Here is a 14,843-nt window from a genome sequence, read left to right as displayed (position 1 = left end):
CCGCCGCGTAGGGTCGACCTCGCCCGTGAGCGCCATACCTCTCGTCGACCTGTCCCTGCAGCACGCCGAGGTCGCCGAGGAGGTCGAGGATGGCTTCGCGGAGGTGCTCTCGGCAGGTGACTTCATCGGTGGCAAGGCCGTGTCGGCCTTCGAGCAGGAATACGCGGACTTCGTCGGTGCCCGCTCGTGCATCGGTGTGGCCAACGGCACCGACGCGCTCGAGATGGCCTTGCGGGCGGTGGGGGTCGGCCAGGGCCACGAGGTGGTGGTGCCGGCGAACACCTTCATCGCCACCGCCGAGGCGGTGGTGCGGGTCGGCGCCCGACCGGTCTTCGTCGACGTCGACGAGGACTCCCTTCTCATCGACCCGGCCGCGGTGGGGCCAGTGGTCACCGAACGGACCCGTGCCGTGGTCCCGGTCGACCTCTACGGACAGGTCGCTCCGTTCGAGCAGCTGCCGAGGGTGATCGCCGACCGCGGCATCGCCGTGGTCGAGGACGCCGCACAGTCGCAAGGGGCGACCCGCCACGGTCGGTCGGCGGGGACGTTCGGCGATGCCGCGGCGACGAGCTTCTACCCCGGCAAGAACCTCGGCGCCTATGGCGACGCCGGAGCGGTCGTGACCGACGACGACCGCATCGCGGAGCGGGTCCGGCTGCTCGGTGCCCACGGCAGCCCCGCGAAGTACCAGCACACGCTGCTCGGCTTCAACTCACGCCTGGACACGTTGCAGGCCGTGGTCCTGCGGGCCAAGCTCCGCCGGTTGCGCGAGTGGAACGAGCAGCGGCGCCGGGCGGCGGCGTCCTACCACGCGATGTTGGCCGGGACGCCGGGCCTGCGCTTGCCCGCGACGCTTCCCGGCAACGAGCCCGTCTGGCACCTCTATGTCGTGCGCGTGGCGCGCCGCGACGAGGTGCTGGCGCGCCTGCATGCGGAAGGGATCGGTGCAGGCATCCACTACCCCGTGCCCGTCCACCTCAGCCCCGCCACCGCCGACCTCGGGTATGCGCAGGGTGCCTTCCCGGTGAGTGAGCAGGCTGCACACGAGATCCTCTCCCTCCCCATGTTCCCGGGCATCACCGCGGCCCAGCAGGAGCGCGTCGTCGACGTCCTCCTGTCGGTCGTGGGCGCGGGCGGATGAAGGGGCGGCGGGTCATGGGGGCAGAGGTGGACCGGCAGGTCGTCGAGGAGGGCATCGGCCGCAGCGCAGCGTCAGGGGTACTCTGGCTCGCTGCGCAGAAGTGGGTGGTCCGCATCAGCGGGTTCGCGACGCTCCTCGTGCTGACCCGCACCGTGTCCCCGCGTGAGTTCGGCGTGGTCGCGGCCGCCATGACGTTCGTGCCGATGCTGTACCTCCTGTCCGACCTAGGCTTCTCGACCTACCTGCTGCAGACTGCGCAGATCGACCGGCAGAGCCTCAGCACCGCCTTCTGGACGTCGGTGGTGGCGGGTGCGCTTCTCTCGGCGACCCTGTGGGTGGTCGCGCCCCTCGTGGCGCAGGCGTTCCGCCTCCCCGACCTGGTCCAGGTGCTGCGGGCACTGGTGCTCTCCGTCGTGCCGACCGTGCTCGCCGGGGTGCCGCTTGCGCTGCTCCGGCGGTCCATGAGGTTCCGGGCCGTTGCTGTCCAGGCCCTGGTGGCAGCGGTGCTGGCCCAGGTGCTGGCCGTGGTCATCGCCCTGCGCGGTGGCGGCGTCTGGGCCCTCGTGGGCCAGGTCGTCGTCGCCCAGTGGGTGATCGCCGTGCTCGCCTGGCGCGGCGCCCGATGGCTGCCCTCGTTCTGGCTGTCGCCGCGTCAGCTCCGCGAGATGGCGTCCTTCGGATTGCGGGTCTCGGCCGTCGACTTCGTCTCCATGTCACGGTTGTGGGCGGAGAGCTGGATCATCACCGTGGCCCTCGGCCCCTCTGCCCTCGGGCTCTTCAACATCGCCCAGCGCCTGGTGCAGGTGGCGCAGGAGCTGGCTGCGGCGTCCATGGTGCCGGTGTCCACGGTGGTGTTCGCCCGGGTGCGGCAGTCCATGAGCCGCCTGCTCGTCACGTACGTCAAGGCGCTCGGAGTCGCCTACGCCGTGGTGTCGCCGATCATGGTCCTGATCGTCGTGACGGCTCCGGCCCTGGTCCCGTTGTTGTTCGGCGACGAGTGGCGCGCGAGCGTCGTGCCGACGCAGGCACTGGCCCTGGCCGGGATCATCACCCTGGGCGCCATGCTCGACCACGGGCTGTTCTACGGGCTCGGGCGACCGGGGTCCTGGCTCGCCTACTCCGTCGTGGTCGACGCGGTGACGGTGGGGGCGACCGCAGTGGCCGTGCGGTGGGGCCTGGGCGGCGTTGCCGTCGGCTTCGTGGTCGTTGCCACCCTTGCCACGATCGCCCGTTGGGTGCTCGTCGGGCGCCTGCTGGGGCTCACGACCCAGCAGGTCGCACGACCGTTCCTGACCGTGCTCGCCCCGACGGCGGTCACCACCGGGGCCGGGGTGCTGGTGTTCCACTCCCTGTCCACCACCAGCCGGCCCTGGGTCGCCCTCACCGTGTCGGCTCTGACCGTCGTCGTCGTGAACCTGGTGCTGCTGCGACTGCTCGCGGCCACGATCGTGCGCGACGCCGTGGGGATCGTGCCCCTGCCGGATCGGTACGTCAGCCGCGTGCAGCGACTGCTGCGGCTGGAAGTGGTGGGTGCGGCATGAACTTCCCTGTGTCACAGGACCGACCGGTCCCTGACCACGCCGTTGCTGGTGCTCCTGGCGCGCCCCGGCGGTCCTTCGCGCACGACACGTCGAACAGGAGGTCTTCGTCATGAAGGTTGCCGTTTTCGGTCTGGGCTACGTCGGCACGGTCACCGCAGCCGGGCTGGCCGCGCGTGGGCACGAGGTCGCCGGTGTCGACGTCGACACCCTGAAGGTGGACATGATCAGCTCGGGGCGGAGTCCGGTCGTCGAGCCGGGCATTGACACCCTGGTGCGCGAGGCCGTCGCAGCCGGGCGGCTGCAGGCGACCACGGACGTCAGGCTCGCCATCGACGGTGCCGACGTGTCGCTGATCTGCGTCGGCACGCCGTCATCGCCCCGCGGGGACACCGACCTGGGCTTCATCGAACGCGTCCTGCGGGACCTGCGTGGCGCGATGGACGTGGCAGCCCCACCAGCATCGGGCCACCACTGTGTCGTCGTCCGCTCGACCGTCCCGCCCGGGACCGGCGCGAAGGTGGTGGCCCCCGTCTTCACCGAGCACCCTCGGCCCTCCGGTTGGTCGGTGGGCACCGCGATGTGCCCTGAGTTCCTTCGCGAGGGTTGTGGTGTGGAGGACTTCTTCGCGCCGCCCTTCGTCGTGGTGGGAACGGCGGACACCCGGACACGGGACACCCTGACCGAGCTGTTCGCCTTCCTGGGCCAGGAGGTCCACCACGTCGACGTGGGCTCCGCGGAGGCCCTGAAATACGCCTGCAACGCCTTCCACGCGGTGAAGGTCACCTTCGCCAACGAGATGGGCCGGGTGCTGTCCCCCTACGGGGTCGACGCGCGCGAGGTGATGGAGATCTTCTGCGAGGACCACAAGCTCAACATCGCGCCGGCCTACCTGCGGCCCGGTTTCGCCTTCGGTGGTTCGTGCCTCCCGAAGGACCTGCGGGCGCTGCAGAGCATGGCGCGCCACATCGACGTGGAGATCCCCATGGTCGGTTCGGCGATGGTGAGCAACGAGATCGCCGTGCGCTCACTGGTCGACCGGGTGCTGGCGACGGGCCTGCGCCGGGTGTGCCTGCTCGGGCTCAGCTTCAAGATGGACACCGACGACCTGCGCGAGAGCCCGAACCTCGAAGTCGCCGAGCGTCTCGTCGGGAAGGGGCTCGACGTGCGCATCTTCGACCCGATCGTCAACCCCGACCTGCTCATCGGTGCCAACCTGCGCCACCTGCAGAGCAAGCTCGCCCACGTGAACCGTTTGCTGGCGGCGACGCCCGAGGAGGCCCTCGACGGAGCAGAGGTCGTGCTCGTGTCGTCCTCCGACCCCGCGGGCCTGACCGCACTCCTCGCCGCGGCTCCGCGGTTGGTCATCGACCTCCACGGCCGTCTGGGTGCTGACGTCGAGCGGCTCCAGCCCTACGAAGGAGTCAGCTGGTGAGACGTCGCACCCCGAAGCCCGCGGCCGTGCCGCGCGTGCTCATCATCGTCCAGAACCTCCCGGTGCCCTTCGACCGGCGGGTCTGGCTGGAGTGCCAGAGCCTGGTGCAGGCCGGGTACGACGTGACCGTGGTCTGCCCCACAGGACAGGGGACCGGGCCGGAGCAGGTCGCTGAGGGGGTGCGGATCCTCGCCTACCCGCCGTACGCCCCTGGCGGGCGGGCGGTCGGGTTCTTCCTGGAGTACGCGTACTCGTTCCTCGCGACCGCGCGGCTCGCGGTCAAGGCCCGTCGGCGGGGCGCATTCCAGGTCGTGCAGGCCTGCAACCCCCCGGACATCTTCTGGCCCCTTGCGTGGGCGCTCCGCCTGCGCGACGGCTCCCGGTTCGTCTTCGACCACCACGACCTGTGCCCTGAGCTCTTCGAGTCCAGGTTCCCCGACGGTCCCGCCGCCTTCCGCCGCGGTCTGCTGCTGCTCGAGCGTGCGACGTTCCGCACCGCCGACCGCGTGACCTCCACCAACGAGTCGTATGCCGCCATCGCCAGGAAGCGAGGACGCAAGGCACCCGAGCACGTGACCGTGGTGCGCACGGGTCCGGACCCGCGCCGCCTCAAGCGACAGGCGCCGAGTCCTGAGCTGCGACACGGGCGGGAGCACCTGGTCGCCTACATCGGCGTCATGGGTCCCCAAGACGGCGTGGACATCGTGCTGGAGGCCGCAGACTTCATCGTCAACACGTTGGGGCGCAACGACATCCAGTTCATGGTCATGGGCGCCGGGGACTGCTGGGCCGACCTGGTGTCGGAGCGCGACCGGTTGGGGCTGCAGGACCATGTCGACATGCCGGGCCGCGTGCCCGACGAGACGGTGACCGCGGTCTTCTCGACCGCGGAGGTCGGTCTGTCGCCTGACCCGCTCAACCCGCTCAACGACGTGTCCACCATGAACAAGACGATGGAGTACATGGCGTTCGCCATGCCGGTGGTGGCGTTCGACCTCAAGGAGACGAGGGTGTCCGCCCGGGACGCCGCACAGTACGTCGAACCCGGGGACATCGAGGCCTACGCCAGGGCGATCTGCGAGCTGGTCGACGACCCGTCCCAGCGCGACGAGATGGGGCGCCGGGGCCGGCAGCGGGTGGAGGCCGAGCTCGCCTGGGAGCACCAGCAGGTCGGCTACGTCGCAGTCTTCGACGAGCTCACCGGCCATGCCAGCGCTGTCCACCACCCCACATCGGCAGCCGCGGCCCCGACCGTGGCGCCGCTGACGCGCTCGGAGTCCTGACGTGTGCGGGGTGGCGGGCGCCTACCAGCAGCCCGATGGCAAGGTGGTCGTCTCGACCATGGTCGACCGGATCGACCACCGTGGTCCTGACGCGTGTGGCATCGTCGAGCTGGTCGACCCTGACACCTCCGTGGTGCTGGGCCACCGCCGGTTGTCGATCATCGACCTCACCACCGCAGCCGACCAGCCCTTCGTCAAGGACGGGCTGACCCTCAGCTACAACGGCGAGATCTACAACTTCCGCGAGCTCCGTGCCGACCTCGAGCGGCTGGGCGTGCGCTTCTCCACGCGCTCGGACACCGAGGTGGTGCTGGAGGCCTGGCGTGCCTGGGGGACCGCGGCCCTGCGCCGGTTCCGAGGCATGTTCGCGTTCGCGATCCACAGCGCCGCCACCGGCAGCCTGACCCTGGTCCGCGACCCGTTGGGGATCAAGCCCCTCTATGTCATGCCTCGTGGCGCCGGGGTCGTGTTCGCCTCCGAGCTGAAGGCGATCGTCTCTGCCGTCGGGCGGGAGCTGCGGGTGGACCCTGCCGCCATGGTGGCGTCGACGTTGTACTACTGGCTGCCGCAGGAGTACAACGCGGTCGAGGGCGTCCACAAGCTGGCGCCCGGCTCCTGGCGGACCTACCACCGGGACGGGTCCGTCACCGAGGGCCGTTACTGGGACGCTGCCGAGGAGGCTGCCCGCGCCGCAGCGGGTCCACGGGCCGACCTGCGGGAGGTGCTGGAGGCGTCCGTGGAGGCGCACCTGGTCTCCGACGCCCCGGTGGCCTCATTCCTCAGCGGCGGTCTGGACTCGAGCATCGTCACCGCCCTCGCTCGCCGGGCGAACGCCGACATCGAGGCGTACACCATCGCGTTCCGTGCCCAGGACCAGCGCCTCGAGGCGATGCCGGATGACGCGCGCTACGCGCGGATGATGGCGGCTCACCTCGGTATCCGGCTGCACGAGATCGAGATCAGCCCGAACGTCGTCGACCTGCTGCCGCGCGTGGTCGACATCCTCGACGAGCCCATCGGTGACCCCGCCGCGATCAACACCCTGCTGATGTGCGACGCCGCCCGGCAGGCGGGCGTCAAGGTGCTGCTGTCGGGCATGGGCGCCGACGAGCTGTTCGGCGGCTACCGCAAGCACCACGCCACGCTCATCACCGCCCGCTACCGCCGACTGCCGCACGCGCTGCGCACCGGTGTGGTGGCGCCCACGGTGCGGGCCCTGCCGGTGGCGGTGGGGCATCGCGGCATACGCACGGTGCGCTGGGCCCAGCGCTTCCTGACCTTCGCCGAGCTCCCGGAGGAGGAGGCCTTCCGCCGCAGCTACACGCTCTACGACCGCGACGAGCTCACGGACCTGCTCGACCCGGCGCTGGCCGGGCACGTGGGCGACGTGATCGACCACCACCGTGCCGTCTACGAGGACACGACCTTGACCGACCAGGTCGACCGCATGTGCCTCGCTGACACGCGGATGTTCATGGTGGGACTGAACCTCACCTACACCGACCGGGCGAGCATGGCCGCCTCGACCGAGGTGCGCGTCCCGTTCGTCGACCCCGTCGTGTTCGCGGCGGCGTTCGCGCTGCCCGGCTCGGAGAAGATCCGCGGTCGCGTGCAGAAGGCGGCCCTGAAGGACGCGGCCCGCGCCTGGCTCCCCGACGCGGTGATCGACCGCCCCAAGGCGAGCTTCGGTGTGCCGCTGCGGGCCTGGGTGACCAACGACCTGCGCGAGCTGGTGGACGACACGCTGCTGGACGGGGAGCTGGTCGGCTCCGGCTTCCTGCGGCGGGGACCGCTGGAGCGGCTGATCGCCGACCAGCGCAGCGGGCGTCGCGACGAGTCCAAGCAGGTCTGGCAGCTGCTGTGCCTCGAGCAGTGGTACCGCAGCGCGCGGGCCGCAGGAGTGGGCGCGGCGTGACGAGGGGGAGGACATCGTGAAGCAGGTGGCCCAGAACTACCGCTCGGGCGAGCTCGTGGTGCTCGACGTGCCGGTGCCGGCGTGCAAGCCCGGCGGCGTCCTCGTGCGGAGCCTGTTCTCGCTGATCTCCACGGGCACCGAGATGATGAAGGTCACCGAGGCGCGCCTCTCGCTCATCGGCAAGGCGAGGGCACGGCCGGACCAGGTGCGCAAGGTCATCGACTCCGTGGCCCAGCAAGGGCCGGTCGCGACGTACAAGAAGGCCATCAACACGCTGGACAGCTACACCCCGCTCGGGTACTCGCTGTGCGGGGTCGTGGTCGAGGTGGGCCAAGGGGCCGAGGAGTTCGCCGTCGGTGACGTCGTCGCGGCGGCCGGTAACGAGTTCGCGCTGCACGCGGAGCTGAACTGGGTGCCGACGAACCTGTGCGTCCGGGTGCCGGAGGGCGTCGCCCCCCAGCACGCTGCGTTCGCGACCGTCGGGGCCATCGCGATGCAGGGGGTCCGGCGCGGCGAGGCGCAGCTCGGTGAGATGGCCTGCGTCATCGGTCTCGGGCTGATCGGGCAGCTGGTGGTTCGACTGCTCGTCGCTGCCGGCGTCCGTGTCGTCGGCATCGACACGGTGCCACAACGGTGCCGCATGGCCGAGGCGGCCGGTGCCATGGCGTGTGCCGGACCGGATGGCGAGGGCACGGCCTACGTCGAGCAGGTCCTCCAGGCGGCGACCGGCGGCCTCGGCGCCGACCACGTCTTCCTCGCGGCGGGCGGCGACAGCAATGGCCCGGTCGAGCTGGCCGCGCGGCTTGCCCGGGACCGCGCCCGCGTGGTGGACATCGGCAAGACCAAGCTCGACCTGCCGTGGAACGCCTACTACGAGAAGGAGCTCGACGTCCGGTTCTCGCGCTCCTACGGCCCGGGACGGTACGACGACCGCTACGAGCTGGACGGTGTCGACTACCCGGCGGGCTACGTGCGGTGGACCGAGCGGCGCAACCTGCAGTGCTTCCTCGACCTTTTGGCCGGGGGCTCGCTGGAGGTCGCCTCCCTCGTATCCGGAACGCGTCCGGTCACCGACGCCGCCACGGTCTACGGCGACCTGCGCGACGGGACGGTGACGGGGATCGGGTACCTGTTCGAGTACCCCCAGCCGACCGGCGACGCGACGCAGGCGAGGTATGCCGCCGGGCCGCCGCTCGCGCGCACCCTTCCGGCACCGGCCGCCACGCCTTCCGCCCGCCCGGGCGGGGTCGGCGCGGGCCCAGTGCGTGTGGGGTTCATCGGCGCTGGCAGCTACGCCAGCTCGATGCTGTTGCCGCACCTGGCCAAGGCGCCTGCGGTGGTGCTCGCGACCGTGGCCACGACCCGCTCGCTGTCCGCGGTCAACGCGCAGCGCAAGTTCGGGTTCGCGGCCATGACGACCGACGCGGACACGGTCCTGCAGGACCCGCACATCGACGCCGTCTTCGTCGTGACCCGTCACCACTCGCACGCGGACTTCGTGTGCCGTGCCCTGGAGCAGGGCAAGGCCGTCTTCGTCGAGAAGCCGCTGGCTCTTCGCCAGGAGCAGCTCGACCGGCTGCTGGAGACCGTCGCCCGAACGGGCAACGACCGGGTGATGGTCGGGTTCAACCGACGGTTCGCGCCGCTCTTCACCGACCTGCGTCGACGCTTCGGCCACCACCCGGGGGGACCGGTCAGCGCCCGCTACCTCGTCAACGCCGGAAGGCTGTCCCCCGACAGCTGGTACCTCGACGAGGAGCTGGAGGGCTCGCGCTTCCTCGGCGAGGGTGGCCACTTCGTCGACACGCTGAGCGCCTGGATCGGTCACGCGCCGGTCGAGGTGTCGGCCTTCCAGACCTCCAACGGGGCTGACCTGCACGCCGTGCTGCGCCACGCGGACGGCTCCCTGGCGACGATCACCTACGCGACCGACGGCGACAACAGGTTCCCGAAGGAGACACTCGACGTCTCCGGTGGCGGTGGGAACGCGCGGCTCGACAACTTCACCCGCGGCACGGTGTGGTCGCGCTCGGGCAAGGACGTCAAGCGCTCCTACGCCGGCCAGGACAAGGGGCAGCGGGCTGAGGTTGCGGCGTTCGTCGAGGCGGTGCGCCGGAGCGCGCCGATGCCGATCTCGTTGGCATCGTTGACCAGCACCACCCGTGCGACGATCGCCGTCGGGGAGAGTCTCGCCTCGGGACGGCCGGTGGTCCTGTGAGCAGGTCCGCCACCTGGTACCTCCGGCGCCTGCGCGGCATGTCGCCGGCGGAGGTGTTCCACCGTGCCGGCGACCGCGGGCGGCAGGTGCTCTGGGCGCGGCGTCGCGTTCGCGTCGGGGCCGACCCGGGGCCGGTGCGTGGCGTGCTACCGGGCCGCACGTTCCCCGGGACCCTGCCCGCGGGTGCGCAGGACTCGGTGCCTGTCGCCGCGCGAGCGGCGCTGGTGGCCGCGGCCGACCGGCTGCTCGCCGGCGAGGCCGCGGTGCTGGGCCTCCCACGTCCGGACCTCGCTGACCCGGACTGGTTCCTCGACCCCGGCTCCGGACGCCGGGCACCGCAGGACGTCTACGCCTTCGCCGTCGACCACCGGGACGAGGAGGTCACCGGGAACGTCAAGGCCGTATGGGAGCTCTCCCGCCACCACCACCTGACCGCCCTGGCCGCGGCCTGGTGGCTGACGGACGACGACCGCTACGCCGAAGTCGTCGCCGCGCAGCTGCGCTCTTGGTGGTCGGCCAACCCGTTCCTCTCCGGGGTCCACTGGACCAGCGGCATCGAGCTCGGTGTGCGGCTCACCAGCTGGGTGTGGGTGCGCCGGCTCCTCGACGGCTGGCCGGGCGTGCGTGACCTGTTCGAGGGAAACGACGACGCACTGAAGCAGATCCGGTGGCACCAGGAGTACCTCGACGCCTTCCGCAGCCGCGGTTCGTCGGCCAACAACCACCTCGTGGCCGAGGCGGTCGGGCAGGTCGTCGCTGCCTGCGGCTTCCCCTGGTTCGAGGAGAGCGAGCGCTGGCGCGTCGGCGCAGTGGCGACGCTGGAGTGCGCGCTGGTCGCCAACACGTTCGCCAGCGGGGTGAACCGGGAGCAGGCCACCGACTACCACCGGTTCGTCACCGAGCTCGGGCTCCTGGCCCTGGTCGAGTCCGACCGTGCGGGTCACCCGCTCGGCGAGGGCACCGTGAAGCTCCTCGCGACATCGCTGGACGCTGCCGCGTCCATGCTGGATGCAGCGGGCCGGCCACCGCGTCAGGGAGACGGGGACGAGGGGCGCGGGCTCGTCGTGGACGACCCCGACGCCGACCCGTGGGCCGCCCTTCTCGCAATGGGGGCCGCAGTCCTCGAGCCGCGCGACTGGTGGCCGGGGGTGGTCCCCGGCGTCGGGAGTGTCGTCGTCGGCGCCCTGGCGCAGCGCGGCCAGGTGCCGGGGCGTCCGATCGAGCGCGTCGACGCGTTCAGCGACGCCGGCATGCAGCTGCTGCGCACTCCCCGTGGGAGCAAGCCCGAGATCTGGTGCCGGTGCGACGGTGGCCCCCACGGTTTCCTGTCCATCGCCGCCCACGGGCACGCGGACGCGCTCTCGGTTGAGGTGCGCTGCGACGGGGTCGAGCTCCTCGTCGACCCCGGCACGTACTGCTACCACGGCGAACCACGGTGGAGGAGCTACTTTCGCTCCACCTTGGCGCACAACACGATCGAGGTCGACGGGGAGAGCCAGTCCGTGGAGGGTGGACCGTTCCTGTGGTCGAGCCGCACGGACGCAGTCGTCGAGGAGGTCGTCCTCCACACGGACGTGCTGCGGTGGGTCGGGCACCACACGGGCTACGCGCGTCTCGACCCGGCGCTGCGTCACCGACGCGACGTCGCTCTCGACACGACCGACCACACCCTCATGGTCGTGGACACGATGACGTCGTCCCAGCGCCATGCCCTGAGGCTGGTCTGGCATATCGGGCCCGAGGTCCGGGCGGTGCTGCAGGACGGTGGCGCCGACCTGGCCTGGTGCACGGGGTCCACCGAGCGGCGGGCCCGGGTGCGGCTTCCCCATCAGCTGTCCTGGTCGGCCCATCGAGGGGACACCGACCCGGTGCTGGGCTGGTACTCGCCGCGGTTCGGCGTCCGGGTGCCCACGACGACCCTGGTCGGCACAGGCAGCTGGACGGGGGTGCTCACGCTCGAGACGGTGCTCGAGCAGGTGCGCGACGCGGGAGCGGGACCGGCCGGCGCGGGCGCCGGCCGCGCCCTCGTCGACGGCACGATCGCACGGGGGCCCGCATGACCGAGCAGATCATCGACCTCAGGTCGGCGTGGGCCATCGTGCGTCGTCGAGCCGGCGTGCTGGTGCTGGCCGGCGCCGTAGGAGCGGCAGCAGGTGGGGCCGCCGTCTACGTTCGGCCGCCGGCCTTCAGCAGCACCAGCCTCGTCCTGCTTCCGCCCCCGCCGCAGGGATCCTCGGGCGTGGGTGCCCACAGCATCGACACGCAGGTGCAGATCGCCTCGAGCGAGGCAGTGCTCGGACCCGCCGGGCGTGCCCTGAGACCGCGGCTGACCGCGCCCGAGGTGGGGGTCCGGGTCGATGTCGAGCCCAAGACCAGTGACGTCCTGCAGATGACTGCCACCGGTGCGACGGCCCAAGAGGCGCAGGCGCTCGCGGAGGCCGTCGCCACGGCCGAGGTCGACTACCTCAAAGCCGCAGCCAGCACGCTCGGTGAGGAGGCACGCAAGGCACTCGCGGACAGGGCAACGACCCTGGACAGGAACCTGGCCGCGGTGAGCACCGAGCTCGAGAAGACCAAGACACGACTGCAGTCGGAGAGCCCCCTCTCGACGGAAGGCCGGGCCGACCTAGCCGCGCGCGCCCAGCTCGTCGCCCAGCAGGCCGACCTCGCGCTGCAGATCGACGACATCGCGAAGAAGGTCGCGGACGCGAGCAACCTGTCCAGTCCGACCGCCAGCGTCTCCGTCATCCAGCACGCCTCGCCGGCCCAGCGCATGTCGCTCCCGTTGCGGATCGCCCTCTTCACGGCGCTCGGCGCGACAGCCGCCATCCTCCTCACCGGGTTCGTCCTGGTGCTCCGGGGGCGTCGTGAGGCCACCCTGCGGTCGCGCGACCAGGTCGCCGACGCCATCGGCCTTCCCGTGGTGGCATCAATCGAGAGCGGCACGCCACGGTCCGTCTCCGGCTGGACCGAGCTGTTGCGCGACTACACCCCCGACAACGTCGGGATGTGGACGCTGCGCCAGCTGGTCCGGCTCGTGACACCCGGACACCCCGGCAGCCTCGCCGAGGACCCGGCGCCGAAAGGTGCCGCCCCGGCCGTGGTCGTCGTCACCCTCTCTGACGACCTGCGCGCGCTCGCTGTCGGTCCCCAGCTCGCCTCCTTCGCGGCGTCCACGGGCCTGGCCACGACGCTGGTCACCGCGCAGTCGCACGAGTCTGCCAACGCGCTGTGGGCCGCTTGCTCCGGCCTGGCTCCCGAGGCGCACCCGCGGCCCGGGCTGTCGGTCGACACCGGGCACGGTCTGCACCCCATCGAGGACCTGGTCGTGCACGTCGCGGTGGTGGACCGGCAACGACCAGAGCTGCGGGTCCGGGCCGCCGACGGCGCCGTCACGCTGCTGGCGGTCACCGCCGGCGCGGCGACGGCCGACGACCTCGCCAGGGTCGCGCTCGCCACCGACGACGCACGGCACCCCATCGCCCGGATCATCATCGTGGACCCCGACCCGCTCGACCGCACGACCGGTCGGTTGCTGCCCTCCGAGCGCGCGCAGCAGGCCCCCTTGCCGTCGCTGATGACCGGATCCCCGGTGGCCGGTGGGGCGACCGCCCTGGAAGCGCGCAGGAGGCTGCGATGATCGACCTCTCCTGGAACATCGACCCGGAGGACCGCGGCGCGGAGATCACCGGTTCCCCCCGCCCGCTGCTCGGCACCTGGCACTACCTGCGCACGTCACTGCGGCGGGAGCGCAGGACGTGGTTGGGGCTGGGCGCGCTCGGGGCCCTGCTCGGGCTGGCGACGCTGCTGCTGGTGCCGACCTCCAGCCACGCCGTGGTCACGCTGCTGATGGCTCACCCCTCGTCGCTCGACGCGCAGTCGGCGATGGGGACGGACGTGAGCCTGCTGAACACCCGGGAGGTCGCCGACCGAACGGTGCGCGAGCTGGGGATCCCGGTGTCACCCGACGCCTTCCAGGGCATGGTCACCGCAGAACCCGTGACGACCGAGATCCTCATGATCACCGTCTCCGCGCCCGACGACGCCGCCGCCCTCACTCGCGTCGACGCCCTGACCCGGCAGTACCTCACCTTCCGGGCCACCCAGCTGCGCTCGCTGAGCAATGGGGTGATCCAGGGCTACCAGAAGCGGATCGCCGGGCTCCAGGAGCAGGCGAAGACCGTCACCAGGCAGTACGACGCGGTCATCAAGAAGAGCGGCGACCCCACGCGGGGCGGCGACCTCATCACGCGCCGCTCGGCCCTGGACGCGCAGATCAACGACCTGCAGCAGTCGATCGAGGACGCGTCGCTGGCGACGGAGGCGGCCGTGTCCTCCACGCACGTGGTGGACCTGCCGCGGGTGATCCTGCACTCGGCGAAGCGAAGGGCGGTCCTCGCGGTGGCCGCCGGACTCATCGCCGGACTGGCGCTGGGGGTGGGCGTCGTGGTCTTCCGCGCACTGACCTCCGACCGGGTGCGCCGGCGCCACGACGTGGCCCTCGCGCTCGACACGCCCGTGCGCTACAGCGTGGCATCGCTCGGCCCGGCCGACGGCGCCAGGGCCGCCCTTGATCCATGGCGTCGCAAGCGCCGGGGATGGAGGCGCCACGACCTGGAGGCCCTCGTGCACGGCCTCGCCGGCGCGGTGCTGGCACCCGGGGACAGCACCGGAGGGGGCCGGCACGGTCCGGTCGCGGCGGGGAGCGGTCAGGGCCTCGATCAGGGACTGGCCCTCGCCGCGGTTGGCAACGCTCGGGTCGCAGCCTCGGTGCTGGCGGCACTCGCCTCCCACCTGGAGCAGCTCGGGATGACGGTCTTCCTCGCCGACCTCAGCGAATCCGGAGCCTTGGCCGCGCAGGGTGACGGGTCGGGCGGTCGCTCGGAGGTGTTCCGGCCCAGCGGCGTGCCGGGTCTGGCGCGGGGGCCACGCCGGAACCAGGCGGTCACGCCGGTGCCGCTGCGCCCTGTGGACGCCTGGCACGAGCGGTGGGCAGCGGCCGACGTCGTCCTCGTGCTTGCGGAGGTCAACCCCGGCATCGACGCGGAGAACCTGGCGACCTGGGTGCCGCAGGTGGTGCCGCTGGTGACTGCGGGAACCTCGACACCGGAGGTGCTGGAGACCACGGCCGAACTGGTCCGGGCAGCCAGGCTGGAGCTTCCCTTCGCCCTCATGGTCGGCTCCGACGACACCGACGAGAGCGTCGGCCTGGCCGAGGGCTCGAACGCCGGCCGTTCCGAGTACGAGGCGCAGCACGGCGTCTCGATGAGTGCTCGCTGAGAAGGGGTGAGCGGACGATGACGATGGTGGCAG

Annotated in this window: 9 protein-coding genes; all 9 read left to right on the top strand. The window is 71.6% G+C overall.

Translation table 11 applies throughout. From position 1 onward, the window contains the following. Positions 1-25: 25 nt before the first annotated feature. Positions 26-1,141 carry a DegT/DnrJ/EryC1/StrS family aminotransferase gene (locus tag ABEG17_RS05010; protein WP_406832186.1) on the top strand — a complete coding sequence of 372 codons (1,116 nt, stop codon included), beginning with the start codon at positions 26-28 and terminating at the stop codon, positions 1,139-1,141. 14 nt (positions 1,142-1,155) lie between these two features. Then, the gene (locus ABEG17_RS05005; protein WP_406832185.1) at positions 1,156-2,682 is read left to right on the top strand and encodes an oligosaccharide flippase family protein; all 1,527 of its coding nucleotides are present in this window, start codon (positions 1,156-1,158) and stop codon (positions 2,680-2,682) included. A 109-nt stretch (positions 2,683-2,791) separates the two neighbouring features. Continuing rightward, positions 2,792-4,114: a UDP-glucose dehydrogenase family protein gene (locus tag ABEG17_RS05000; RefSeq protein WP_406832184.1), complete on the top strand. Its 1,323-nt coding sequence runs from the start codon at positions 2,792-2,794 to the stop codon at positions 4,112-4,114. Continuing rightward, positions 4,111-5,397 carry a glycosyltransferase family 4 protein gene (locus ABEG17_RS04995; protein ID WP_406832183.1) on the top strand — a complete coding sequence of 429 codons (1,287 nt, stop codon included), beginning with the start codon at positions 4,111-4,113 and terminating at the stop codon, positions 5,395-5,397. The genes ABEG17_RS05000 and ABEG17_RS04995 overlap by 4 nt, the downstream gene beginning before the upstream one ends. Positions 5,398-5,407: 10 nt before the next feature. After that, positions 5,408-7,312 carry an asparagine synthase (glutamine-hydrolyzing) gene (gene asnB, locus ABEG17_RS04990; protein ID WP_406832182.1) on the top strand — a complete coding sequence of 635 codons (1,905 nt, stop codon included), beginning with the start codon at positions 5,408-5,410 and terminating at the stop codon, positions 7,310-7,312. A gap of 16 nt (positions 7,313-7,328) precedes the next feature. Further along, positions 7,329-9,530: a bi-domain-containing oxidoreductase gene (locus tag ABEG17_RS04985; protein WP_406832181.1), complete on the top strand. Its 2,202-nt coding sequence runs from the start codon at positions 7,329-7,331 to the stop codon at positions 9,528-9,530. After that, complete coding sequence (locus ABEG17_RS04980) at positions 9,527-11,590, top strand: alginate lyase family protein (protein ID WP_406832180.1); 2,064 nt, start codon at positions 9,527-9,529, stop codon at positions 11,588-11,590. The genes ABEG17_RS04985 and ABEG17_RS04980 overlap by 4 nt, the downstream gene beginning before the upstream one ends. Then, positions 11,587-13,170, top strand: coding sequence for a hypothetical protein (locus tag ABEG17_RS04975; protein WP_406832179.1), 1,584 nt, complete (start codon positions 11,587-11,589; stop codon positions 13,168-13,170). The genes ABEG17_RS04980 and ABEG17_RS04975 overlap by 4 nt, the downstream gene beginning before the upstream one ends. Beyond that, positions 13,167-14,810 carry a hypothetical protein gene (locus tag ABEG17_RS04970; RefSeq protein ID WP_406832178.1) on the top strand — a complete coding sequence of 548 codons (1,644 nt, stop codon included), beginning with the start codon at positions 13,167-13,169 and terminating at the stop codon, positions 14,808-14,810. The genes ABEG17_RS04975 and ABEG17_RS04970 overlap by 4 nt, the downstream gene beginning before the upstream one ends. Positions 14,811-14,843 lie beyond the last annotated feature (33 nt).

Origin of the sequence: Pedococcus sp. KACC 23699 (assembly GCF_045348425.1) — a bacterium.
In the GTDB taxonomy this organism is placed as follows: domain Bacteria; phylum Actinomycetota; class Actinomycetes; order Actinomycetales; family Dermatophilaceae; genus Pedococcus.
The sequence above is the reverse complement of the archived record's forward strand: the minus strand, read 5'-3'. Positions and strand labels throughout refer to the sequence as shown.